Annotated in this window: 21 protein-coding genes; 15 read left to right on the plus strand and 6 right to left on the minus strand. The window is 72.3% G+C overall.

What is annotated here, in order from left to right; translation table 11 throughout:
* The first annotated feature begins 46 nt into the window (after positions 1-46).
* Positions 47-841, plus strand: a complete 795-nt coding sequence (locus V3N99_18405; protein MEO3938704.1) for a hypothetical protein — start codon at positions 47-49, stop codon at positions 839-841.
* Here V3N99_18405 and V3N99_18410 read toward each other — a convergent pair.
* From V3N99_18410 to V3N99_18420, 3 genes are read right to left on the minus strand one after another with little or no spacing between them, the layout of a single operon-like run.
* On the minus strand, positions 831-1,643 hold the full coding sequence (locus tag V3N99_18410; GenBank protein ID MEO3938705.1) for an ABC transporter permease: 813 nt from the start codon (positions 1,641-1,643) through the stop codon (positions 831-833). The genes V3N99_18405 and V3N99_18410 overlap by 11 nt on opposite strands.
* Positions 1,640-2,599, minus strand: a complete 960-nt coding sequence (locus V3N99_18415) for an ATP-binding cassette domain-containing protein (GenBank protein MEO3938706.1) — start codon at positions 2,597-2,599, stop codon at positions 1,640-1,642. Before V3N99_18415 ends, V3N99_18410 begins: the two co-directional genes overlap by 4 nt.
* Positions 2,596-3,753, minus strand: coding sequence for a hypothetical protein (locus V3N99_18420; GenBank protein ID MEO3938707.1), 1,158 nt, complete (start codon positions 3,751-3,753; stop codon positions 2,596-2,598). The genes V3N99_18415 and V3N99_18420 overlap by 4 nt, the downstream gene beginning before the upstream one ends.
* Before the next feature lie 237 nt (positions 3,754-3,990).
* On the opposite strand from V3N99_18420, the gene aspS reads away from it, so the two are divergent.
* A complete protein-coding gene (aspS, locus tag V3N99_18425; GenBank protein MEO3938708.1) occupies positions 3,991-5,796 on the plus strand; it encodes an aspartate--tRNA ligase in 1,806 nt (601 codons plus the stop codon).
* A gap of 44 nt (positions 5,797-5,840) precedes the next feature.
* Here the strand turns inward: aspS and V3N99_18430 are convergent, their stop codons facing one another.
* The 3 genes from V3N99_18430 to V3N99_18440 form a co-directional block, all read right to left on the minus strand.
* Complete coding sequence (locus V3N99_18430) at positions 5,841-6,380, minus strand: carboxypeptidase-like regulatory domain-containing protein (GenBank protein MEO3938709.1); 540 nt, start codon at positions 6,378-6,380, stop codon at positions 5,841-5,843.
* 151 nt (positions 6,381-6,531) lie between these two features.
* On the minus strand, positions 6,532-7,524 hold the full coding sequence (locus tag V3N99_18435) for a trypsin-like serine protease (GenBank protein ID MEO3938710.1): 993 nt from the start codon (positions 7,522-7,524) through the stop codon (positions 6,532-6,534).
* Between the two features lie 90 nt (positions 7,525-7,614).
* Positions 7,615-9,834, minus strand: a complete 2,220-nt coding sequence (locus V3N99_18440; protein ID MEO3938711.1) for an MMPL family transporter — start codon at positions 9,832-9,834, stop codon at positions 7,615-7,617.
* A gap of 67 nt (positions 9,835-9,901) precedes the next feature.
* On the opposite strand from V3N99_18440, the gene V3N99_18445 reads away from it, so the two are divergent.
* From V3N99_18445 to V3N99_18505, 13 genes are all read left to right on the plus strand, one after another.
* Entirely contained in the window at positions 9,902-11,332 is a 1,431-nt protein-coding gene (locus V3N99_18445) for a replication-associated recombination protein A (protein MEO3938712.1), read from the plus strand.
* Between the two features lie 236 nt (positions 11,333-11,568).
* Entirely contained in the window at positions 11,569-12,573 is a 1,005-nt protein-coding gene (locus V3N99_18450; protein ID MEO3938713.1) for an ABC transporter permease, read from the plus strand.
* A 69-nt stretch (positions 12,574-12,642) separates the two neighbouring features.
* Positions 12,643-14,403 (plus strand): ABC transporter substrate-binding protein, encoded by a 1,761-nt coding sequence (locus tag V3N99_18455; protein MEO3938714.1) that lies wholly within the window; start codon positions 12,643-12,645, stop codon positions 14,401-14,403.
* A gap of 92 nt (positions 14,404-14,495) precedes the next feature.
* Positions 14,496-15,482 (plus strand): ABC transporter permease, encoded by a 987-nt coding sequence (locus V3N99_18460; GenBank protein MEO3938715.1) that lies wholly within the window; start codon positions 14,496-14,498, stop codon positions 15,480-15,482.
* A complete protein-coding gene (locus V3N99_18465; GenBank protein ID MEO3938716.1) occupies positions 15,479-16,534 on the plus strand; it encodes an ABC transporter ATP-binding protein in 1,056 nt (351 codons plus the stop codon). Before V3N99_18460 ends, V3N99_18465 begins: the two co-directional genes overlap by 4 nt.
* On the plus strand, positions 16,531-17,580 hold the full coding sequence (locus V3N99_18470) for a dipeptide ABC transporter ATP-binding protein (protein MEO3938717.1): 1,050 nt from the start codon (positions 16,531-16,533) through the stop codon (positions 17,578-17,580). Before V3N99_18465 ends, V3N99_18470 begins: the two co-directional genes overlap by 4 nt.
* Positions 17,581-17,651: 71 nt before the next feature.
* Positions 17,652-18,038, plus strand: coding sequence for a DUF948 domain-containing protein (locus V3N99_18475; GenBank protein ID MEO3938718.1), 387 nt, complete (start codon positions 17,652-17,654; stop codon positions 18,036-18,038).
* A gap of 1 nt (position 18,039) precedes the next feature.
* A complete protein-coding gene (locus V3N99_18480) occupies positions 18,040-18,333 on the plus strand; it encodes a DUF6167 family protein (GenBank protein MEO3938719.1) in 294 nt (97 codons plus the stop codon).
* Between the two features lie 106 nt (positions 18,334-18,439).
* Complete coding sequence (alaS, locus tag V3N99_18485; protein MEO3938720.1) at positions 18,440-21,157, plus strand: alanine--tRNA ligase; 2,718 nt, start codon at positions 18,440-18,442, stop codon at positions 21,155-21,157.
* Positions 21,144-21,734: a Holliday junction resolvase RuvX gene (ruvX, locus tag V3N99_18490; GenBank protein ID MEO3938721.1), complete on the plus strand. Its 591-nt coding sequence runs from the start codon at positions 21,144-21,146 to the stop codon at positions 21,732-21,734. The genes alaS and ruvX overlap by 14 nt, the downstream gene beginning before the upstream one ends.
* Positions 21,731-23,128 (plus strand): endolytic transglycosylase MltG, encoded by a 1,398-nt coding sequence (gene mltG / locus V3N99_18495; GenBank protein MEO3938722.1) that lies wholly within the window; start codon positions 21,731-21,733, stop codon positions 23,126-23,128. Before ruvX ends, mltG begins: the two co-directional genes overlap by 4 nt.
* A complete protein-coding gene (locus tag V3N99_18500; GenBank protein MEO3938723.1) occupies positions 23,122-23,994 on the plus strand; it encodes a shikimate dehydrogenase in 873 nt (290 codons plus the stop codon). The genes mltG and V3N99_18500 overlap by 7 nt, the downstream gene beginning before the upstream one ends.
* Complete coding sequence (locus tag V3N99_18505) at positions 23,991-24,683, plus strand: prepilin peptidase (protein ID MEO3938724.1); 693 nt, start codon at positions 23,991-23,993, stop codon at positions 24,681-24,683. The genes V3N99_18500 and V3N99_18505 overlap by 4 nt, the downstream gene beginning before the upstream one ends.
* The last annotated feature ends 3 nt before the right edge of the window (positions 24,684-24,686 follow it).

Genomic DNA, 24,686 nt, shown 5'->3' on the forward strand with positions numbered 1-24,686 from the left:
GCTGTGGCGCGGCCGGGCGCCCAGGTGGCTCGCGCATGATGGCGTGGTGCTGTCTGGACTCGCTCCCGCCCGTCGCCGGGTCGTGCTGACCGCGCTGGTGCTGGTCGTGGCGCTCGTGGTCGCCCTGGCTGTCGCGCTCGTGCTGCGGAGCCGTCCGGCGGCCGACGTCGACCAGTCGCGGCCGGGGCCGCTCCTGCTCGTGCCGGGGTACGGCGGGTCGGAGCGCTCGCTCGCGCCACTGGCCATCGCGCTGCGGGCCGGGGGGCGCGACGTCACGGTCGTCTCGCTGCCCGACTCCGCGCTCGGTGACCTGGGCGAGCAGGCGCGGGCCCTCGGGGACGCCGTCGACGCGGCGCTCGCCCGCACGGCGGCCTCCTCCGTCGACCTCGTCGGCTACTCCGCGGGCGGGGTCGTGGCCCGTCTGTGGGTGGTCGAGGACGGCGGGGCGGCGCGCACCCGTCGGCTGGTGACGCTCGGGTCGCCGCACGCCGGGACGCAGCTGGCCCAGCTGGGCACCCTCGTCGCCGGTGCCTGTCCCACGGCCTGCCAGCAGCTGGCCCCCGGCAACGCCGTGCTCGCGCGACTGGCGCGGGAGCCGATCCCGACCGGCGTCGTCGCCGTCTCGTTGTGGAGCACCTCGGACGACGTGGTCCTCCCGCCCGAGTCGGCCGTCCTGGCGGGGGTGGCCAGCCCATCGCTGCAGAGCATCTGCCCCGCCTCGACGGTGCGCCACGGGGGTCTGCCGGGCGATCGCCTGGTGCAGTCGCTCGTCGCCGAGGCGGTCGCCGTCGCCCGGCCGCCCACCTGGGGGCCGACCGACTGCTCCAGGCTCAGCTCGTGACGTCCCGGGTCGTGAAGTTGGCCCACCCGGCAGCGAGGAAGACGACGACGTAGACCACCTGGAGACCGGCCCCGCGCTCGAGGTTGGACCACAGCACGGGGTCGCGGTAGAGGTCGATGAAGGAGAGCCAGTAGCGGGTCGGGAGGTAGGGCTGCACCGGCCGCGCCGCGTCGACGGTCAGGAGCAGTGAGCTGCCGATGAGAAAGGCCATGGCGCCGAGGCTGGCGGTCTGGGGGGAGTCCGTCAGGGTCGACAGGAACAGCCCGAGGGCGGCGACCCCGAGCATCGAGACGGTGACGTAGAGGACGGCCACGAGCGTGCGCCAGGCCAGGTCGGTGGGCGTGAGGACCGAGCCCGAGAGGCTGATCATGCCGCCCTCGAGGGTGCCCGGACCGAGCAGCAGGCGGCCGACGAGGAAGCCGATCGCCGCCACCGACACCACGGCGGCGAGCACGAAGGCGACGACGGCGACCAGCTTGCGCACCAGCAGGCGCGTCCGCCCGACCGGGCGGATGAGCAGGTAGCGCAGCGTCCCGGCCTGCGCCTCGCCCGCGACGGCCTCACCGGCGACCACCGCCACAGAGATCGGCAGGAAGAGCGGCAGCACGATGGCCAACGCGGCGATGGCGAAGAGCGACCCGTCGGCGACGACGGCCGACAGGAACGCCGGGCCCGTGCCGGGCCGCGGGGCGAGCCGGGTCCACGCGAGCAGACCCGCCACGACGGTGGGCAGCAGGTTGAGCAGCACCAGCGCCACCCACGTGCGTCGGCGACCGAAGAGCTTGACCAGCTCGACCCTCATCGCGGCACCTCGTCGACGGCGCGGGCTCGCGTGCGGTGCTCGATGACGTCCTCCAGGGTGTGGCGCTCGGGGCCGAGCTCGCTCACCCGCACCCCGCCGGCGACGAGGCGCGCGTTGAGCGCGGCGGGGTCAGGCGTACGCACGAGCAGGCGCTCGCCGTCCCGCTGCTCGAGCTGCCCGTCCAGCAGGGCGACAGCGGCCGCCGGGTCGGGTGTGACGAGCATCGTGCGGCCGGTGGGTGCCGTCAGGGTCGCGAGCGACTCCTGCAGCACGAGGTGGCCGCGGTCGAGCAGGCCGATGCGCGTGCACATCTGCTCGATCTCGGCGAGGAGGTGGCTGGAGAGGAAGATCGTCGTACCCTCGGTGTTGAGGCGCAGCAGCAGCTCTCGGATCTCGCGGATGCCCTGGGGGTCGAGGCCGTTGGTCGGCTCGTCGAGCACGAGCAGCTCGGGGCGACGCATCAGCGCGGCTGCGAGCCCGAGGCGCTGGCGCATCCCGAGGGAGTAGGCGCGCACCGGGCGCCGGCCCACGGCCGAGAGGCCGACCAGCTCGAGCACCTCGCCGGCGCGTCGACTGCGGTCGCGCCGGCCGCCGCCGTGCGGGCCCTGCGGTGCTCTGCCACTGGCGTCGTGGAGCACGAGGTTGGCCCGGCCCGACAGGTGCCCGTATGCCGCCGGCCCCTCGACCAGCGCACCGACCCGGGGCAGCACACCGGCGGCCGCCCTCGGCATGGGCTCGCCCAGCAGCTCGATCTCACCCGAGGTCGCCAGCACCAGCCCGAGCAGGCAGCGAACGGTGGTCGTCTTGCCCGAGCCGTTGGCCCCGAGGAAGCCGTAGACGTCACCCGCGTGCACCTGCAGGTCGATGCCGTCCACGGCCGCGACGGTGCCGTACTGCTTGCGGAGCGCGCTGGTGCGGATGACGACCTCGGTGGTGTCCGCTCCCGCGGGGCTCACGAGGCGGCTCCCGGGCGCAGGCCCCTCGCGACCTGAGCCAGGCCCGCAGGGGTCAGGGTGCCGGTCACGAGCAGGGTGCGGCCGGTCACCGCCGGGTCGGTGACGAGCAGACCGATCGGGCCGACCGTCACGGCCACACCCTCGGGCAGGGTGGTGACGCCGACGACCGAGCGCAGCTGGTCACGCAGGGATCCGGCGACCCGGTCGGGCAGCTCGCCGACGGCCAGCTGGGTGACCCCGCGGCCGTACTGCCCGATGCCCTCGAGGCCCGGCGGAGAGGCGGAACGGGGGAAGCCGAGGAGGCTGGAGGGCAGGGCGGTGTCGGGCACGCGCCCGATGGCCTGAGCGAGGTCGAGACGACGACGGTCGAAGACCGGGGCGCCGGGGGGTGGTGCGAAGTCGACGACCTGCTGGCCCGGGGTCGCGTCGGTGAAGTCGAGGAAGGTGCTCGACATGGCCGGGACCGCACTCGTGCCGCCGCCTGCGCCCGCGCTCGACCGGCTGTAGGCCTCGACGAGCAGCGGGACGCCGGAGGCCCGGTCGGCCCAGACGTCGACCCGCGCGATGCTGCTGAGCGGCTCGTTCGGCAGCAGCTGCAGGCCGTCGGCCGGGCGCCCGGCGACGCGTCGGGACGGCAGAGACGTCACCTGGGCTGGTGTCGCCTGGCTCAGCAGGCGGTCCGCCAGCAGGGGCGGCAGCGTGTCGGTGGCCCGGGGGAGGCGCACCGCCCCGGCCGGGTCGGGCCCCGTGCGCGCCACGTCGCTGTCCTCGAAGTCGAAGACCTGGGTGCCGGCGGGCGAGGTGCGCGCGCTGAGCTCGCCGGTCGCGCTGAGGGTGTCGGAGCGCCAGTCCTGCGCACCGCGCCACCACACCCGTTGCTGCGTGATGCCCCCCAGCAGCGAGGCGACGTCGCCGAGGCCCGTCGTCACCGGCAGGGCGAGGCTGCCGGTCGTCTCGGCGTAGCCGGCATACGGGTGCTGCGCTGCGGCGTGGATGCGCGAGAGGAGGGCGGTGGCCGGGGACGCGGCGCCCGCGACGGGGAAGGCGCGGACGACGAGCGGCAGGATCACGAGCACGGCCACGAGGGCGGTGACGACGGCCCAGCGTCGACGCGCCGTGAGGGCGAGGCGCCCCCGGGGCGCTGACGTGGTCATGCGGCGAAGGTACGGCAGGTGGCTGTGCGGCGTCCCGCCTGTGCGGTCTGTGGTGCGGGCGCCCTTTCTAAGATCGACGAGCGATGGCGCGGGATTGCCGTCTCGGGTCGCAGAAGGTCGAAGATCTGCGAGGTGTGGCGACCGGAAGCGGGTTCGTGGGCGCCCGACCCCAGTCCCTAGGATGAGGGGGCGCCCTGGCCGCCCGGCCCGACGACTCTCACCCCGAAGGACTCCTCCGTGCTCCGCACCATCGAGGCCGGCACCCTGCGTGCCGACCACTCCGGCCAGAACGTCACGCTCGCGGGCTGGGTCGCTCGCCGGCGCGATCACGGTGGGGTGGCCTTCCTCGACCTGCGCGACGCCTCGGGCGTCGCCCAGGTGGTCGTGCGCGACGAGGTGCTCGAGCAGGGTGGCGCGCACGACCTGCGCAACGAGTACTGCGTACGGGTCACCGGCGTCGTCGGCCTGCGGCCCGAGGGCAGCGCCAACGCCTCGCTGCCGACTGGCGAGATCGAGGTCAGCGCCGAGCACATCGAGGTGCTCAACCCCAGCGCGCCGCTGCCCTTCCAGATCGACAGCTACGTGACCGTCGGCGAGGAGGCACGCCTCAAGTACCGCTACCTCGACCTGCGCCGCCCTGCCCAGGGCGCCGCGCTGCGCCTGCGTTCGAAGGTCAACGCAGCTGCCCGTACGGTGCTCGCCGCTCACGACTTCGTCGAGATCGAGACCCCGACGATGACCCGCTCGACGCCCGAGGGCGCCCGCGACTTCATCGTGCCGGCCCGCCTGCAGCCGGGCTCGTGGTACGCCCTGCCGCAGAGCCCCCAGCTGTTCAAGCAGCTGCTCATGGTCGCCGGTATGGAGCGCTATTACCAGATCGCGCGCTGCTACCGCGACGAGGACTTCCGCGCCGACCGTCAGCCGGAGTTCACCCAGCTCGACATCGAGATGTCCTTCGTCGAGGAGGACGACGTCCTCGCCCTCGGTGAGGAGCTCGCGGTCGCGCTGTGGACGCTCATCGGCGTCGACCTGCCGACGCCCTTCCCGCGGCTCACCTACGCCGACGCGATGGCCCGATACGGCAGCGACAAGCCCGACGTGCGCTTCGGGCAGGAGCTCGTCGACTGCACGGCGTACTTCTCCGACACGCCGTTCCGCGTCTTCCAGGCCGAGTACGTCGGTGCCGTCGTCATGCCCGGTGGGGCGTCCCAGCCGCGCAAGCAGCTCGACGCCTGGCAGGAGTGGGCCAAGCAGCGCGGCGCGAAGGGCCTGGCCTACGTGCTCGTCGGCCAGGACGGCGAGCTCGGCGGCCCCGTGGCGAAGAACCTCAGCGAGGGCGAGCGGGCCGGGCTGGCCGCCCAGGTCGGGGCCGCCCCGGGCGACTGCGTCTTCTTCGGGGCCGGCACGACCAAGGCGACCCGGGGCCTGCTCGGTGCGGCGCGGCTCGAGATCGGCCGCCGCTGCGAGCTCATCGACGAGTCGTCCTGGGCCTTCCTGTGGGTGCACGACGCGCCGCTCTTCGAGCCCGCCAGCGAGGCTGTCGCGGCCGGTGACGTCGCCGTCGGCGGGGGCGCCTGGACGGCTGTGCACCACGCCTTCACCTCGCCGAAGACGGAGTTCCTCGACACCTTCGACGTGCGGCCCGGTGAGGCGCTGGCCCACGCCTACGACATGGTGTGCAACGGCAACGAGATCGGTGGCGGGTCGATCCGTATCCACCAGCGCGACGTGCAGGAGCGGGTCTTCGCCATCATGGGCCTGAGCGAGGCCGACGCCCAGGAGAAGTTCGGCTTCCTGCTCGACGCCTTCGCCTACGGCGCCCCGCCGCACGGCGGGATCGCCTTCGGATGGGACCGGATCTGCGCGCTGCTGTCGGGGATGGACTCCATCCGCGAGGTCATCGCCTTCCCCAAGTCGGGTGGCGGCTACGACCCGCTGACCCAGGCGCCGGCCCCCATCACGGCGCAGCAGCGCAAGGAGGCCGGGGTCGACGCCAGGCCCGAGGCCCCGAAGGCGGAGCCGGCGGCTGCCCCCACGGCCTGATCCTCGGCGCACTCGACGCAGCGTCACGCTCGCCTGGGGGGCGGTCAGCGCAGCACGAGGTCGGCCGTCGCCGTGCGTCCGGCCTCGAGGGTGACCGTCACCGAGGCGGTCTGACCGTCGCGGGTCACCTGGACCTCCCACGGGCCGGGGGGCAGGGCGGGCCAGGCGTAGCGACCGTCGTCGCCCGTCAGCACCCCGATCTCCGGGACGGCGACCATCGGGTCGCCGTGGCTCACGACGCTGACCAGCAGCCCGCTGACGGGTTTCCCCGCCCCGTCGGTCACCCTCCCGGCAATGGCCGGGGTCCACTCGCCCTGCCCCGGCTGGTCGACGGACGAGACGGCTGTGTCCGGCCCAGCCGCCGCGTCGTAGGCCGGTCTGCCGGTGCTCGCATCGCCGCCCGTGCTCCCGCCGGTCGACCCGGCAACCCCCCCACCTGCAGGCGAGGCGGTCGCCGACCCGGCGTCCGCGGCATACGGGACCGAGCCGCAGGCTGCGAGCAATGCGGCGGCGAGGGCGATCGCGGCCGTCGTCGTCAGCCTGCGGCCGCAGAGGCCGGGGCGGTGACGTCGTCTGGTGGTCATGGGCGCTCGCTCCTTCGGGTCAGGGTGGGGTGTGCGGGTCGTGCCGGCCTACGGGCCCGTCATCAGGAGAGAGCCACCCGGGACCCCGATCGTTCCGTCGGGGTCCCGGGCGGCCGGGTCGCTGCCAGAGACACGGGCGCTGAGCCTCCGCTCAGGGCAGGTTGACGATGCTCATGAAGGTCGTGAACTTGGCCTGCGTGATGCGGGTGCCGCTGTTGTGGGTCGAGCTGAGGCTGCCGAGGCCGTTGGTGTGGATGGCCATGGCGCACGGACCGTTGGCGCAGTAGGCGGCGGTGCTGCCGCGGTACTGCCAGACGGGCGAGCCGCTCTCGCCGCCGATGGTGTCGTTGTCGTAGAAGATCCGGTAGGTCTGCGAGGCGCGCACGCTGTCGTAGGACATCCACTGGGTCGACGGCTTGTCGCCGGGGTAGCCAGAGACGCGGGTGAAGGTGTTGTCGAGCGACGCGGTCTGCCACCACATGCCGAACCAGCCGGTGCTGTTGCCGACGGGGCTGCTCAGCTTGATGATCGCCGCGTCGTAGTCGGACGACCCGCTGCTCAGCCAGCCGTTGAGGGCCCAGGTGCCACGCGAGGTGTAGGTGCCGTAGGGCGCGGTGCCACCGTTGCTGCCCGGCTTGAAGGTCAGCCCGGAGTACCACGAACCGCCGGACCCGCCGGTGTGCACGCAGTGGCCGGCCGTGAGCATCGTGTCCTTGCTGATCATCCACCCGGTGCAGTGCAGGGCTCCGTTGCGCTCGATGAGCACGGTGGACGAGAAGGGGTACGACGTCGTCGCCGTCACCTGGAAGCGGTTGTCGGCGCCGATGACCGAGCTCGGTGAGAGGCGGTCCGGCGACACGGCGGTGGCGGTCAGGCCACGGCTCGGCCCCGCCGACGGCGACGACCCCTGGGGTACAGCGCCCTTGGCGCTGAGGGCCGCCCGGGCCGCCGCCGGGGTCACGACGGCGCCCGAGGGGGAGACGAGGGCGTCGGGTGACAACGACGCGCGCGTCGTGCCTGACTCGGCGGAGGGGGCGGTTGCGGCCTGGGCAGACCCGGTCGCGGCCAGACCGAGCGCGAGGGCGGCACCGGCGAGGGCCACGCCGAGGTGGCGGCGCAGACGGCGGGAGGGACGGACGTTCATGGGAGTTCCTCTCGTGGAGTAAGTCGCCGGGAGGAGCGACATCTGCACGTAAGGAGGGTCAGGGGTGCCTGCTGATACCCCTGCCGCGGGTCACTCGGTGATGCCGTGCCTCGCGTGCCAGCGTGCGAGGGGCGCCGGGGCCCACCAGTTCCAGCGGCCGAGCAGGGTCATCGTCGCCGGCACGAGCAGCATCCGCACGAGGGTCGCGTCGAGAGCGACGGCGACGACGAGGGCGAAGCCGATCTCCTTGATGACCAACAGCTGCCCGGCCACGAACCCGCCGAAGACGATGATGACCAGCAGGGCTGCCGACGTGATGATGCGTCCCGATCGCTGGAGCCCGAGTGACACGCTCTCGTTGTTGGGGTGGCCCGCCCGGTAGAGCTCGGCCACGCGGGCGAGCAGGAACACCTCGTAGTCCATCGACAGCCCGAAGCCGAACGCGATGGCCAGGAACGGGATGACCGACTCCACGGCCCCGACCGACGTGAACTGCAGGATGCCCTCGAGGTGCCCGTCCTGGAAGACGAGCACCACCGAGCCGAGCGCGGCCCCCAACGAGACGACGTTGAGCAGCAGCGCCTTGAGGGGCAGCACCAGCGACCCGGTCATGAGGAAGAGCAGCACGAAGGTGCCGAGCACCACCAGGGCGATGGCGTACGGAGCCCCCGCGCGCATCGCCGTGAGGAAGTCACGCTGCCCCGCCTGACGACCGGTCACCTCGGTCGTGAAGGCCGGCCGGTTGTCGCGCAGGCTCGTGATGACGCCGTCGGTCAGGGGCCCGGTGGGGCCGTCGGAGACGGCCACCGAGACCGCGGTCAGCGTCGGTGACAGCGCCCGTGCGGTGGCTCCGGTCACGCCCTTGATGCGGCTGACGGTGGTGCGCGCATAGGCCTCGGCCTCGGTGATCGGGGCGTGGGCCACCACGGTGAGGTCGGGGGAGCGGAAGGCCGGGTAGCCCCGGTCGAGGTCGTCGAAGAAGACGCGCGCCGGGTTGCCCACCGGCAGCAGCTGGGTGGTGGAGCCGGTGAGCCGCATCGACAGCGCCGGTGCGGCGAGAGCCAGCAGCACGGCGACCGAGGCGACGGAGACGATGACGGGTCGGCGCTGCACACCATGGGCCAGGCGGGAGAACACCCCGGTGTCACCGGAGGCCTCGACGCCCCGACGACGGCCGGCCAGGCGTCGGGCCCCGAGCGCGCACAGCGCCGGGAGCAGCGTCAGGTCGACCACGAGCGCGACCAGGACCACGGAGACACCGGCCGACCCGATGGCGCGCATGATCTGGGCGTCGAAGGTGAGCAGCCCGCTGAGGGCGATGGCGACGGTGAGCCCGGAGAACAGGACGGTGCGACCGGCCGTGGCCACGGTGCGCGCGGTCGCCGTGACGATGTCGTCGTCGGTGAAGCGCAGACGCCGGGTGCCCTGGCCCCGGGCGACCTTGTCGGCAGTGATCGCGGTCAGCTCCTCGCGGTAGCGGCTGACCGTGAGGAGGCCGTAGTCGATCGACAGGCCCAGACCGAGCAGGGTGACGACGTTGACCACGCTGGCGTCGAGGTCGATCACGTGGGAGAAGACCCACAGGGACGCGAGGGCCCCACCGATCGAGACGACCGCCCCGGCGACCGGCATGCCGGCGGCCACGAAGCCGCCGAAGACGACGAACATCACGAGGAACGACAGCGGCAGGGCGATGCCCTCGCCGAATCTCAGGTCCTTCTCGATCTGCGACGTGACGGCGGTGATGAGGTCCTGGGTGCCGCTCACCCTGGCCGTCGCGCCGGCGAACGGCGCGGCGACGGCTCTCATGCGCTCTCGGATGAGGGTGTCGCCACCGGTGTCGACGCCCGTGTCGACCGAGGGCGACAACGCGACCACGGTGACGAAGCCCCGGCTCGTCGGACGGCCGTCCGCGAGCAGGGTCGCTGCGGCCGGCGAGGTCACACCGCCGGGCACGAGCAGGGGCGACCTCACCGAGGTGACGCCGGGGGTCGCGGCTAGCGCGCGGGTCGCCGTGGTGGCGGCGGTGACGGCCGCGGTCGCGGCGAGGTCGGCCCCGTCGACCTGCAGGGTGAGCGACTGCAGCTGCGGGTCGAGCTCTCGCAGGATGTCCGCGGCGCGCGTCGCCTCTCCGGGCGCGGAGGGGGCGCCGGTGTTGAGCCGCTCGAAGAGGGACTGGCCGCTCACCCCGCCCACCGCGACGGCGAAGGCCGCGAGCGTGAGCAGCAGCCAGACGACGACGAAGCGCCACGGGTGCCTGGCCGAGGCGGCACCCAGCCGGGCCAGACGGGTCGGCGGGACGTCGAGCACGCCACAGGGTCGCATGCCCGGGGGTCGTGGCACCTCGCCCGACCGTGTCGTGGATACGCTGGTGAGGATGAGTGACGACGCCGCCACGGGCGGGGCACCCGACCTCTTCGCGGTGTCACGCGCTGCGGACGAGCACGACCGTCCCGACCCCTCGAGCCCGGTGGCCCCACCTCTGGCCGTCCGGATGCGTCCTCGCACCCTCGACGAGGTGCGTGGCCAGCGATCGGTGCTGCGCCGGGGCAGCCCGCTGCGCCGGCTGATCGAGGGCAGCGGCGGCAGCGCCGGCCCGCTCTCGGCGATCATCTGGGGGCCGCCCGGCACCGGGAAGACCACGCTGGCCCACCTGGTCGCCACCTCGGCCGAGCGTCGGTTCGTCGAGCTCTCGGCGGTGACGGCCGGGGTAAAGGACGTGCGGGTCGTGCTCGAGCAGGCCGCGAGGGACCGCGACCTCTACCGGCGTCAGACCGTGCTGTTCCTCGACGAGATCCACCGCTTCACCAAGGCCCAGCAGGATGCCCTGCTGCCCGGCGTGGAGAACCGCACCGTCATCCTCGTGGCGGCGACCACCGAGAACCCGTCCTTCAGCATCATCGCGCCGCTGCTGTCGCGCTCGGTGCTGGTCACGCTCGAGTCGCTGGCCGACGACGAGGTGGCCGACCTGCTCGGGGCCGCCCTCGTGGACGAGCGCGGGCTGGCCGGGGCGCACACCCTGACCGAGGACGCGCGCGACCACCTGGTGCGGCTGGCGGGCGGTGACGCCCGCCGGGCGCTGACCTCGCTCGAGGCGGGTGCGGGGGTGGCCCTCGACGCCCACCCACCGAGCGCGCCGCCGGAGGGGGGCCGCGGCCCGGTGGAGATCACCCTGGCCCACGTCGAGCAGGCCGTGGCCCAGGCCGCGGTCCGCTACGACCGTGCAGGCGACCAGCACTACGACGTCGCGTCGGCCCTGATCAAGTCGATGCGCGGCAGCGACGTCGACGCAGCCCTGCACTACCTCGCGCGCATGCTGGAGGCCGGGGAGGACCCGCGCTTCATCGCCCGGCGCATCGTCATCTCGGCCAGCGAGGACGTCGGGATGGCCGACCCCACCGCGCTGCAAACGGCGGTGGCCGCCATGCACGCCGTCGCGCAGATCGGGATGCCCGAGGCCCGGATCATCCTGGGGCAGGCGGTCGTGCACAACGCGCTGGCGCCCAAGTCCAACGCCGCCTACCTCGGCATCAACGCGGCGATCGCCGATGTGCGGGCCGGCCGCGGCGGCCCTGTGCCCGCGCACCTGCGGGGGAGCGGATATGCCGGTGCGGCCCGTCTGGGGCACGGGGACGGCTACGTCTACTCCCACGACGAGCCCGACGCGGTGGCGGCGCAGCAGTATCTCCCGGACGACCTGGCCGCCTCCGAGCCCGCAGTGGAGTACTACCGCCCGACCGGTCGGGGGTTCGAGGAGCGACTGGCGGCCAGAACGGTCTGGTTGAAGGATCGGCTTCGGCGGCGCTAGTAGACCGCACGATCTCCTGTTTGCGCGGGCGGTGGTCGGAGGACCTCCGTACGTGTGTCACGCCGGCGAAGGGCGTGTTTCGCCCGTGTGTGCGGTGTAACGATCTGACATCGAGCGCTCATCTGCCCTCGGAGGGACCAGCCTCGCTGTGGCAGTCTGGCGCCCACCCATTGGGCCGGATGACCGGCCTCACTCATCGATCGAGCTGCCCGCCATCGTGCAGGACGGAGCACCGCGTGTCGCAGGGAAGCCAGCTCGCCACCCAGAGCGGGGAGCCTGGCGGTCCCGGGGCCGGGCCGGGCGACGACCGCCGGGCCGGGCGCTCCCCGGGGCGCATCGCCTGGGAGCGGCTGCGTCGTGACAAGGTCGCGATCGGGTCGACGCTCATCGTCGTCTTCTTCGTGGTGGTCGCCCTGGCCGCCCCCCTGCTCACCACGCTGTCGGGCAACACCCTCAACGCGTTCAACCCCGATCTGATCTCCGCCCGCAACACGCTGCCGGTCATCGGCTCGACCTCCTCGCACTGGTTCGGTGTCGAGCCCCGCACCGGTCGCGACCTCTTCACCCTGTGGGCCTACGGCGCGCGCCCCTCGCTCGCGATCGGCTTCATCGCGGCGGTCGCCTCCACGGTGGTCGGCGTCGTCCTCGGGCTGGTCGCCGGATACCTCGGGGGAGTGGCCGACCGGGTCATCTCGTGGGTCATCGACTTCCTGCTCTGCGTGCCGGTCCTCATCCTCGTCATCGCCATCGTGCCGATCGTCACCAACCGTGTCGGCGGGGGGGAGATCCTCAGCAGCGAGGAGACGTCGACCGTGCGCTTCAACACCCTCATCGTGATCCTCGTCGTGTTCGGTTGGACCGGACTGGCCCGGCTGATCCGGGGCGAGGTGCTCTCGCTGCGCGAGCGCGAGTTCGTCCAGGCCGCGAAGGTCATCGGGGTGCCGACCAGGCAGATCCTCTTCCGCGAGATCCTGCCCAACCTCGTCGGGCCCATCATCGTCTCGGCGTCGATCGCCGTGCCTGCCTACATCACCTACGAGGCGACCCTCTCCTTCCTCGGAGCGGGTCTGGTCGAGCCGACGGCGTCCTGGGGGCGCACCGTCGCCCTCGCCCAGAACACCTATGCCGCCTACCCGCTCTACCTCTGGCCCTCGGTCGTCGCCATCGCGCTGCTCGTCCTGGCCCTGAGCCTGCTCGGAGAGTCGGTCCGCGACGCCTTCGACCCCAACACCCGCCGGTGACGACGCGTCGCCGCAGCACGGCCCCGGTCACGACCCCGGGTCCTTGAACCCCTCGAGAAGGAGCAATACATGCGTTGGACCCACGTCCTGGCTGCCGGAGCGGTGGCCTCCGTCGGGCTGGTGGCCTCGTGCTCCGCCCCCGCGAGCAACGATGCCAGTGCCTCGGGCAGTGCCTCCCAGGGCCCCGTCCAGCAGGCCAGTGCCGCGCTCGACGCCAACGCCAAGGGACCTGCTCCTCGCGTGGACGGCGCCAAGAACGGCGGCACGCTGACCGTCCCCTACGCCAGCTCGATCGCCGACATGGACCCCAGCGCGCAGTTCTACCAGGACTCCGGCCAGATCATGACCAGGCTGCTGCACCGCTCGCTCACCTCGTTCGTCCAGCGTGACGGCAAGATGGTGCTGGTCCCCGACCTCGCGACCGACCTCGGCCAGGTCTCCGACGACGGACTGACCTGGACCTTCAAGCTGAAGCCCGGCATCAAGTACAGCGACGGTGCCGTCGTGTCGGCCAAGGACATCGCGTATGCCGTGAAGCGCTCCTTCGCCTTCACCGACACCGGCCCGACCTACCAGGTCGAGTTCCTCAAGGGCGGCGACAAGTACCAAGGTCCCTACAAGTCCGGTGACAGCTTCGAGGGGGTCGAGGCGCCGGACGACGGCACCGTGGTCTTCCACCTGGCCAAGCCCTGGGAGACGCTGCCCTACTTCGGCACCTTCACCCAGGTCTCGCCGATCCCGCAGGCCAAGGACACGAAGGACCGCTCCTACGGTGACAAGGCCCCGACGACCGGGCCCTACATGATCGACTCCTTCACGCAGGGCTCCGAGCTGAAGCTGAAGAAGAACCCGAACTGGGACGCGACCACCGACCCGTCCCGCACGCAGTACGTCGACGCCTACGACTTCAAGTTCGGGCAGGACGAGGTCAAGACCCAGACCGGCATCCTGGCCAGCAACGGCATCGACGCGACGAGCCTCAACATCGACTCGATCGACTCGTCCTTCATCGACCAGGTCACCGGCCCGAAGAAGGACCAGTTCGTCTCGGGGCCGTCGTCGTGCACCGTCGCCGTCAACCTCGACACCAACAAGATCCCGCTCGAGGTGCGCAAGGCCCTCGCCGTGGCCTATCCCTGGGACGCCCTCAACAAGGCCAGCGGCAACACCGAGCTGAGCACCTCGCCCGCGCACACCATCATCCCGCCCCAGATCCCGGGCTGGCTCGACTACACCCTGCCGGACCTGACGGGCACGGGCGTCGGGGACGGCACCAAGTCGAAGGAGATGCTTGCGGCGGCCGGCTTCGGCCCGGGCAAGGAGTTCGAGCTCAGCTACTACTACACGAACGACAACCAGATCGCCCAGACGGTCAACCAGGTCCGCAAGACGGCGCTGGTCGCGGCTGGCTTCAAGGTCAAGGACCTGGGCGTCCCGGCCAAGGAGCGCCGCAAGCTCGTCGCCGACCCGAAGGCCCCGACCAACATGGGCCAGTCGCCCGCCAGCGGCTGGTGCTTCGACTGGCCGTCGGCCGACGCGATCTTCCCGCCCACCGTGGCCTCGACCCAGATCACGGCCGGCGGCACCAACTGGGGCAACCTGCACGACCCCAAGATCGACGCCGAGCTCGCGCGGATCTCGACGCTCAAGATCGCCGACCAGGGCCCTGAGTGGGGCAAGTTCGACAAGATGCTCATGGAGGACTACCTCCCCGTCCTGCCGTGGTACTGGGACAAGGGCAACGACACCTTCGGCACGAAGGTGAAGAACGTGCTCAACGACCCCAACCACGGCATGCCGATGTTCGACAACATCTGGCTGGACTCCTGACGCGTCCTGCCACCCGCCCTCGGGCCGCGACCACCCACCGGTCGCGGCCCGAGGGGCGCCACCCCTTCTTCCCCTGAGGTCGAACAGAACCCATGCTGCTCTACACCGTCCGACGACTGGCCATGGCGCTCAGCGTCATCCTCGTCACGCTGGTCACGACGTTCCTGGTCTTCTTCGCCGGCCCGTCCGACCCGGCCCAGTCCCTGTGCGGTGAGCTGCGCTGCAACCCGCAGAAGCTCGTCGAGATCCGGGCCTCGATGGGCCTCGATCGCCCGGTCGCGGTGCAGTTCAGCGAGTACTTCGGCGGCCTCCTCGTCGGCCGCGACGTCATCGACGGCGGCAACACCCTGCACTGCTCGGCCCCCTGCCTGGGCTACTCCTTCCGCAGCCACAGGGAGGTCAAGGGCGAGGTCTTCAGCCGGTTCCCGACGACGGCGGCCCTCGCCGTGCTCGGCATGCTCGTCACCCTGCTCGTGGGGGTGACGACCGGCATCTACGCCGCCCAACGGCGGGGGAGCCGGCTCGACCGCTTCGTCGTGGGGTTCTCCCAGGTCTTCGGGGCCATCCCCTACTACATCCTCGCCCTGCTGTCGGCTCTCTACCTGACCGTCCTCTACCCGGTCCTGCCCCGGGCGGCGAGCTACTCCGAGGGGGTCGGCCCCTGGCTGGTCGGACTGCTCGCCCCCGCCCTGATCCTCGGGCTCGTGACCGCGACGTCCTACGTGCGCTACACCCGCGCGCAGATGGTCGACACGCTCTCGCAGGACTACGTGCGGACGGCGCGCTCCAAGGGGATCTCGGTGCGGGCGACGACCTACCGGCACGCGCTGCGCGCGGCCCTGAGCCCGGTGCTGACGATCCTGGGGCTCGACCTCGCGGCGCTCCTGTCGGGCACCCTGATCACCGAGTCGATCTTCGGGCTGGACGGGGTCGGCAAGCTCTCGATCGACTCGCTGCGCCAGGACGACCTGCCCATCATCATGGGGTGCGTCCTGCTGTCGTCCGTCGTGGTCGTGGCGATGAACTTCCTCGTCGACATCCTCTACTCCGCCATCGACCCCCGCGTGAGGCTCTCGTGACCGCCACCACCCCGCACCGCACCTCCGAGACGGCGCAGGCCGAGGGTGACGTCGTCCTGCGGGTGGAGGACCTCACGGTCCGCTTCCCGAGCGACGAGGGCCCGGTGAACGCCGTCCAGGACCTCAGCTACGAGGCGCGACTGGGGCGCACGCTGGCCATCGTCGGTGAGTCGGGGTCCGGCAAGTCGGTCTCGTCGATGACCCTGCTCGGGCTGCACAACCCGAAGCGGTCGATGATCAGCGGGAGCATCCGGCTCGACGGCCAGGAGATCGTGGGTGCCAGCGAGGACACGATGCGGCGTCTGCGCAGCGAGACCGTGGCCATGGTGTTCCAGGACCCGCAGTCGTCGCTCCACCCCTTCTACAAGGTCGGCAAGCAGATCGCCGAGGCCTACCGCGCGCACCACAGCGTCTCGAGGGGCGTCGCCGCGAAGCGGGCCGTCGAGATGCTGGACCGTGTGGGCATCCCCAACCCGGAGCGCCGGGCCGCGCAGTACCCGCACGAGTTCTCCGGCGGTATGCGCCAGCGGGCGATGATCGCCCTCGGGCTGGTCAACGACCCCAAGCTGTTGGTGGCCGACGAGCCCACCACCGCGCTCGACGTGACCGTGCAGGCCCAGATCCTCGACCTGATCGCCGACCTGCAGAAGGAGTTCGGTTCGGCGGTCATCCTCATCACGCACGACCTCGCAGTGGTCGCGGAGGTCAGCGACGACATCCTCGTCATGTACGCCGGGCGTGCCGTCGAGCGGGGCAGCGCCCGCGACGTGCTCTCACAGCCCAACCACCCCTACACGATGGGCCTGCTCGAGAGCGTGCCCTCCGCGTCGGAGGAGGTGCTGCAGCTCAAGGCCATCCGGGGCACCCCACCCAGCCTCGTCCACCTGCCCAGCGGCTGCTCCTTCCACCCGCGCTGCGACGTGCGCGCCCAGGTGCCCGGCGACCGGTGCGTGACCAGCCTGCCGGTGCTGCGCACCCTGCCCAACGGACGGCGGGTGCGGTGCCACCTCGACGACCCCGAGCACGTCCTGGCCCAGGAGGACCGCGCATGACCACCATCCCCGTACAGCGGGATCTCTCAAGCGCCCCCGCGCTGCTCGAGGTCGAGCACCTGGTCAAGCACTTCGCCGTGCGTGAGGTACAGGGCCTGTCCATGCTGCGCGCCACGGTCAAGGCGGTGGACGACATCACCTTCACGCTGCGGCAGGGCGAGACCCTCGGCATCGTGGGTGAGTCAGGGTGCGGGAAGTCGACCACGAGCCGGCTCATCACGCGGCTCGAGGACCCGACGTCCGGCGCGATCCGCTTCCGCGGCAACGACATCGCCCGGCTGAAGGAGAAGCAGCTGCGACCGCTGCGGCGCGAGATCCAGATGATCTTCCAGGACCCCTACTCGTCGCTCAACCCGCGCCAGACCGTCGGGGCGATCCTGCGCACCCCGCTCCAGGTGCACGGGCTGGCCAAGGGCCGCGAGAAGCAGCGCACCCAGGAGCTGCTCGAGCTGGTCGGGCTCAACCCGGAGCACGTCAACCGCTATCCCTCGGAGTTCTCGGGGGGGCAACGTCAGCGGATCGGCATCGCCCGCGCCCTGGCGGTCGAGCCGAAGCTGATCATCGCCGACGAGCCCGTCTCGGCCCTCGACGTCTCGATCCAGGCGCAGGTGATGAACCTGCTGGCGAGGCTGCGCGACGAGCTGGGCCTGTCCTTCGTCTTCATCGCCCACGACCTGGGGGTCATCCGGCACTTCTGCGACTCCATCGCCGTGATGTATCTCGGCAAGATCGTCGAGCAGGGCGCCAAGCACGACATCTACGAGTCACCCCAGCACCCCTACACCCAGGCCCTGCTCTCGGCTGCGCCCGACCTCAACGTGGTCCGCGGGGCGCCCCCGCGCACCCGGATCCGGCTGCAGGGTGACCCGCCGAGCCCGATCGACCCGCCGAGCGGATGCCGCTTCCGCACCCGCTGCTGGAAGGCCCAGGACGTCTGTGCGGCGCAGGAGCCCCCGCTGCAGGCCCAACCGGGCGGCGGCCCGGGCCAGCTCATCGCCTGCCACTTCCCCGAGATCCGTCGCGACCTGACCGCCGAGGCCTCCTGACGCCGGTCGGCTAGGGTGATCACCGCTCGTCGTCCACTCGTTGTTCAGCGCTCCACACCCGAGGTGTCACCATGAAACTCGCCGACGTCACCCTGGCTGACATCGCCGGCGTCATCGCCGCTCTCGCCTTCGCCTACCTCATCTTCCGGATCGGCCGGGTGGTGGGCAAGGCAGGCGAGATCCTCGAGGAGGCCCGGCTCGGCGTCAAGGGCCTCTCCGACGGGGCCGTGCCGCTGCTGGGTGAGGTGACCAACACGGTGACCGCGACCAACGAGCAGCTCGTGCGCGTCGACACCATCACCACCAACGTGGCGACGATGTCGACCAACGTCAACGCCCTGACCTCGCTCTTCGCGGCCACCCTCGGCTCGCCGGTCGTCAAGGTCGCCGCCTTCAGCTACGGCGTGCGCAATGCCGTGCGCGGACGCTCCCGCAGCCGCAGCACCCGGAGGCACTGACGTGAGCCGGGCGCTGTGGATCGGGGTCGGAGCCGTGGCCGGAGTCCTCGTCGTGCGCCGTGGGCGGCGCGTGGTGCGGCAGTACACCCCGGCCGGGGTGTCCGACAGCCTCGCCTCGGTCGCGCAGGGCCTGCGCGAGCTGGCGGCTGCCGTCCGCGAGGGGATGGACGAGCGCGAGGGGGAGCTGCGCTACGCGCTCGGGCTCGACACCCAGACCCTGCCGGAGGGGCAACGGCCCGACGGCGACGGCATCCGCACGCTGCTCGACGACCCGGCCGGTCCCCGAGCCCGGTAGGGACGTCGGTCCGGCCCGCTCAGGGTCCCCGCCCACACCCCGCCCCTGATCGGCCCGCCCGAGACCCCACCCGGCGCGCCCCGCGCGCCACCGGCAGGAGAACCCTATGGAAACCACGCAGATCCGGCGCCGCTGGCTCAGCTTCTTCGAGAGCCGCGGCCACACGGTCGTCCCCAGTGCCCCGCTGCCGTTCAACGACCCCAACCTGCTCTTCGTCGCTGCCGGCATGGTGCCCTTCGTGCCGTACTTCGTGGGCCAGGAGACCCCGCCCTTCACCCGGGCCACCTCGGTGCAGAAGTGCGTGCGCACGCCCGACCTCGAGGAGGTCGGGAAGACCAGCCGGCACGGCACGTTCTTCCAGATGAACGGCAACTTCTCCTTCGGTGACTACTTCAAGGAGCAGGCCATCTCGTATGCCTGGGAGCTGATGACCAGCTCCCTCGCCGAGGGCGGCTACGCGCTCGACCCCGACCGGCTCTGGGCCACGGTCTACGAGGACGACGACGAGGCTGCCGGGCTCTGGCGCGAGCTCACCGACCTGCCGGCCGACCGCATCGTGCGCCGCGGCAAGCTCGACAACTACTGGCACATGGGCATCCCCGGGCCGGGTGGCCCCTGCAGCGAGATCTTCTACGACCGCGGCCCGCAGTACGGCACCGAGGGCGGCCCGGCGGTCGACGAGGACCGCTACATGGAGATCTGGAACCTCGTCTTCATGCAGTACGAGCTCTCTGCCGTCCGGGCCAAGGACGACTTCGACGTGCGCGGCCCGCTGCCGGCGCAGAACGTCGACACCGGCATGGGCCTCGAGCGCATCGCCAGCGTGCTGCAGGGGGTCGACAACCTCTACGAGATCGACGAGGTGCGCCCGGTCCTCGACCGCGCGGCCGAGATGACGGGCAAGCGGTATGGCGCGAACCCGAGCCACGTCGCCTCCCGCAGCCATCCCGACGACGTGCGGCTGCGGGTCGTGGCCGACCACGTGCGCACCTCGCTGATGCTCATCGGTGACGGGGTGACCCCCGGCAACGAGGGCCGCGGCTACGTCCTGCGGCGGATGCTGCGGCGCGCCGTCCGCTCCATGCGTCTGCTCGGCTACGACGACCCCAGCCTGCCGCACCTGCTGCCGGTCAGCATGGAGCGGATGAGCAGCTCCTACCCCGAGCTGCGTACCGACTTCGGTCGCATCTCGTCGATCGCGTACGCCGAGGAGGAGGCCTTCCGCCGCACGCTGGCCTCGGGCACCACCATCCTCGACACCGCCGTCAGCCGGCTCAAGGGCCAGCCCGCGGCCCCGGAGGCGCCGGACGCCGTGCGCGTGCTGAGCGGCGCGCAGGCGTTCGCCCTCCACGACACCTACGGCTTCCCCATCGACCTCACGCTCGAGATGGCGGGCGAGCAGGGTGTGCAGGTCGACGAGCCGGGCTTCCGTGCGCTGATGGCGCAGCAGCGCGACCGGGCCAAGGCCGACGCGAAGGCCAAGAAGAGCGCCCACGGTGACACCAGCGTCTACCGCGAGATCGCCGATGCACTGGGCCGCGAGGTCGAGTTCACCGGATACGACGAGGTGGTCTCCGAGGGCCACGTCGCCGGCATCGTGCGCGACGGCGTCGGGGTGCAGCGGGCCGTGACCGGCGACGACATCGAGATCGTCCTCGACCGCACGCCGTTCTACGCCGAGGGCGGTGGCCAGCTCGCGGACGGTGGGCGCATCGAGCTCGCCGGCGGGGCCGTGCTCGAGGTGCGCGACGTGCAGAAGCCGATCACGGGTCTGACCGTGCACCGGGCCACTGTGGTGCTCGGCGAGGTGACGGCCGGAGACCTCGCGCAGGCCGCCGTCGACATCGAGCGGCGACGCGCGATCTCGCGGGCCCATACGGCAACGCACATGGTGCACAAGGCGATTCGCGAGGCGCTGGGCGAGACGGCTACCCAGGCCGGCTCCGAGAACGCCCCGGGTCGCTTCCGCTTCGACTTCAACGCCCAGCAGGCGCTGCCCGCGTCGGTGCTGCGCGACGTCGAGGCCAAGGTCAACGCAGCGCTGCTCGACGACCTGCCGGTGCACGCCGAGGTGATGACCCAGCAGCAGGCCCGCGACATCGGGGCCATGGCCCTCTTCGGCGAGAAGTACGGAGATGCCGTGCGCGTGGTGTCGGTGGGTGACTGGGCCCGCGAGCTCTGCGGCGGGACGCACGCCCTGCACTCCAGCCAGCTCGGGCTGGTCAAGCTGCTCGGCGAGGCGTCCATCGGCTCCGGGGTGCGTCGTGTCGAGGCGCTCGTGGGAGCCGACGCCTACGCGTTCCTGGCCCGTGAGCACGCCATCGTCGGGCAGCTCACCGAGGTCGTCAAGGCCCGTCCGGAGGAGCTCCCGGAGCGCATCTCCGGGATCCTGGCCCGGCTCAAGGAGGCCGAGCGTGAGATCGCCGCGGCCCGTCAGGAGCGCACGCTCGCGGCGGCCGCCGGGCTCGTCTCGACGGCTCGCGACTTCGGGGGCATCAGCTTCGTCAGCCACGACGCCGGAGACGTCGGCGCCGACGACCTGCGCACCCTGGTGCTCGACGTGCGCCAGCGCCTGGGTACGGACAGGGCGGGCGTCGTGGCCATGGCGTCAGCGGCCTCCGGACGACCCGTGGTCGTGGTGGCGACCAACGAGCCGGCCCGCCGGGCCGGTGTCAAGGCGGGGGCACTGGTGAGGATCGCGGCAGCGGCCCTCGGCGGTGGCGGCGGCGGGAAGGACGACCTCGCCCAGGGTGGCGGCACCGATCCGGCCAAGGTGTCGGACGCGCTCGGGGCCGTCGAGATCGCGCTGCGTGAGCGGGGCTGACGAGCCCTCGGGGGCGAGCCGGGTCACCGTGCGCCACGGTGTCCGGCTCGGGGTGGACGTGGGGAGCGTGCGGGTCGGGCTCTCGGCGAGCGACCCCACGGGGCTGCTCGCGTCGCCCGTGGAGACGGTGCCTCGCGACCTCGCGGCGGCAGGGGACCAGCGCCGGATCCACGAGGTGGCCCTCGAGCGGGCAGCCATCGAGGTGATCGTGGGTCTCCCGCGGTCGTTGTCCGGTGGTGAGGGGCCGGCGGCCGAGACAGTCCGGGCATATGCCACTCAGCTCGCGCTGGTCCTCGCGCCGGTGCCGGTGCGGCTCGTCGACGAGCGCTTGACCACGGTCGACGCGCACCGCACACTACGGACGAGCGGCGTTGCAGGACGAGCGCACCGCGGCGTGGTCGACCAGGCTGCAGCGGTCCTCATCCTGCAGGGCGCTCTCGATGCCGAACGGCTGTCGGGCGGGCCCCCGGGGGAGCTCGTCCTCACCCGTCGACGCCGCACCAAGACACGCGCATCGCGACCGGACGACACGTCGGGTCGCGGGCCCTCCCCGGACACGAAGGACCCGACACGATGAGCGACCCACGCGACCCCGCGCGCGGTGGTCTCGACCCGGTCCGCGGTGAGGACCGCTACGACCGGCCCGGCCCCGCCTCCCGCTACGCGCCACAGGGATTTCTCCCGCCGCCACCGGTGGAGGACTCCGATCCCACCGCGCACCGGGCCTGGGGCCCTGATCACCACCCCGCCGATGAGGACCAGTACGACGACCGCGACGACATCGACGTGTTCGACCAGCCCGACGTCGGCGACGGTCTCGACGAGCACGACCTGTACGACGCCCCGGAGCAGGGTCACGACGCGGGGGCCCCCGCCTCGACCTGGAGCTCGCGACGCCAGGTCAACGGGCACCGGCGCACCGCTCGTCGTCGGCGACTGCAGAGCGCCGTCGTCCTCCTGCTCGCGCTGGCCGTCGTGGCCGGGGCCGGGGCCGTGGCCCTCGACAAGATCAAGCCGCTGCTGACCCTCAGCTCGGACAGCGGTGACTACCCCGGCCCGGGCACCGGATCGGTCGACGTGACCGTCGCCAATGGTGACACCGCCACCGCCATCGGGGCGACCCTGGAGAAGGCGGGCGTGGTCAAGACCGCCAAGGCGTTCGCCCAGGCGGCAGCCGCCGACCCGAAGGGCACCTCCATCCAGCCCGGGGGATACACCCTGCGCTCCCAGATGACGGCGGCGGCTGCTCTGGCGGTGCTCGTCGACCCGGCCAACCGCACGGTGCCCAGGGTGACCGTCCGCGAAGGGCTGTGGAAGAGCGAGACCTTCGCCGTCCTGGCCAAGGCGTCGGGCCGGCCCGTGTCCGACTACGTCACGGCGGCGAAGGACGCTGCGGGGCTGGGGCTCCCGGCGGCGGCCAAGGGCAACGTCGAGGGCTGGCTCTTCCCCGCGACCTACGAGTTCCCCACGGGCTCCTCGGCAGCCGAGCAGCTGCAGGCGATGGTGGCCAAGACCGTCGAGCAGCTCACGTCGCTGGGGGTGGCCGAGGGCGACACCGAGAAGGTCCTGACGATCGCCAGCATCGTGCAGGCCGAGGGCCGTCGCCCCGAGGACCTGCCGAAGATCGCTCGAGTGGTCGACAACCGGTTGGCGCTGCCCATGCGCCTGCAGCTCGACTCCACGGTCAGCTATGGGGTGCAGAAGCGAGCCCTGACGACCACCGACGCAGAGCGGGCCCGCTCCAACGGCTACAACACCTATGCCCGCGACGGCCTCCCGGTCGGGCCGATCAGCAACCCGGGTGCGGCGGCCATCCAGGCCGCCCAGGCCCCGGCTGACGGACCCTGGCTCTACTTCGTCGCGGTCAACCCGAAGACCGGCGAGACGAAGTTCGCCACGACGGCGTCCGAGCACGCCGCCAACGTGGCGCAGTTCCAGCGCTGGTGCGCCGACCACCCCGGCACGTGCTGACCGCTCGGCACGCCGGTGTCCTCGGGTCACCCATCTCGCACTCCCTCTCGCCGGTGCTGCACCGAGCGGCCTACGCGGCGCTCGGCCTGGAGGGCTGGACCTACGATGCGGCGCGCGTCGAGGCCGCCGGCCTCGTCGAGCACGTCAGCCGGCTCGGGGACGACTGGGTCGGTCTCTCGCTCACGATGCCACTGAAGGAGGCCGCGTTCGCGGTGGCGGGAGAGGTCTCCGCGATCGCGCTCGCCACCGGCGCGGTCAACACCCTGGTGCGCCGTCCTGCTGGTGGAGGTGGGGGAGCGGGAGCCTGGTGGGGTGACAACACCGACGTCCACGGTCTCGTGGCCGCCCTCGGTGAGGCCGGGGTCGACCGGGCCGCGCGCCTCCTGGTCGTCGGGTCCGGAGCCACCGCCCGGTCGGCGGTGGCGGCGGCGAGCGCCCTCGGGGCCGGGCACGTCACCTTCATGGTGCGCGGCCAGGTGCGCCCCGTCACCCTGCTCCAGGCCCGCACCGCCGGCCTCGTGGTCGAGCAGGTCGCCGAGGGGGAGTGGCCGGCTGATGTCGACGTGGTCGTCAGCACGGTGCCGCCCGCGTCCACCGCCGCCTGGGCCGACCGCCTGCCACCGGGCGGGAGAGCGGTCCTCGACGTCGTCTACGCCGACGGTCCGACGCCGCTGACCACGGCCGCCGGCCGGCTGGGGTATGCCGCCGTCCCCGGCACGGCGATGCTGCTGCACCAGGCCGCCCGCCAGGTCGAGCTGATGACCGGCCGTCCCGCCCCCGTCGACACCATGCGGCAGGCCCTCGACGCCGCCCTGACGACACGCGCGACGGCCCCGACCCCAGCTGTGGCGGAGCCCGAGCGGTGACCGCGGTCGTCGCGCCGCACCCGCACTGGTGGCTCGTGCTGGTGGTCGCCCTGGCCGGGCTGGGCGTGGGGTGGGGGCTCTCGCGTCGGCTCGCGACGCTGGAGTACCGCCTCGACGACGAGCAGGGGCCGGCGCCGACCCACCCGGGCGTCGTCACGGCCGCAGTGTCGCTGGTGTGGGCGCTGCTGACGTGGCAGGTGGGTGGGCTGGAGCGCGGGGCGGTCCTGCCGGCATACCTGCTCGTCGGTGCCCTGGGGGTCGCCCTGGCCTGGATCGACGTCGACGTGCACCGGCTGCCCGAGGGGCTGACGCTGTGGAGCCTGCCGGCGATCCTCGCGCTCCTGACGATCGCGTCCGCGACCTCCGGTGACTGGTGGGCGCCGCTGCGGGCGGTCGGTGCGGGGGCCGCCGTGTGGCTGGTCTACGTGGTGCTGGCGCTGATCAGGCCGGGGGGGCTGGGGCTGGGTGACGCCACGCTGGGGGGCCTGGTGGCGCTGCCGCTCGGATACGTCGGCTGGGTCCTCGCCGCTCAGGGACTGGTCTTCTCCATCCTCGTGAGCGGCGTCGGGACGATCGTGCTGCTGGTCCTGCGCCGGGTGACGCTCAAGGGGTCCGTCGCCTACGGACCCTTCATCGTGCTGGGCCTGCTCGCCGCCGTCCTCGTGGGGTTTCAGCATCCGGGTGCCTGACGG

The organism is Dermatophilaceae bacterium Soc4.6, assembly GCA_039889245.1.
Lineage (GTDB): Bacteria > Actinomycetota > Actinomycetes > Actinomycetales > Dermatophilaceae > Lapillicoccus.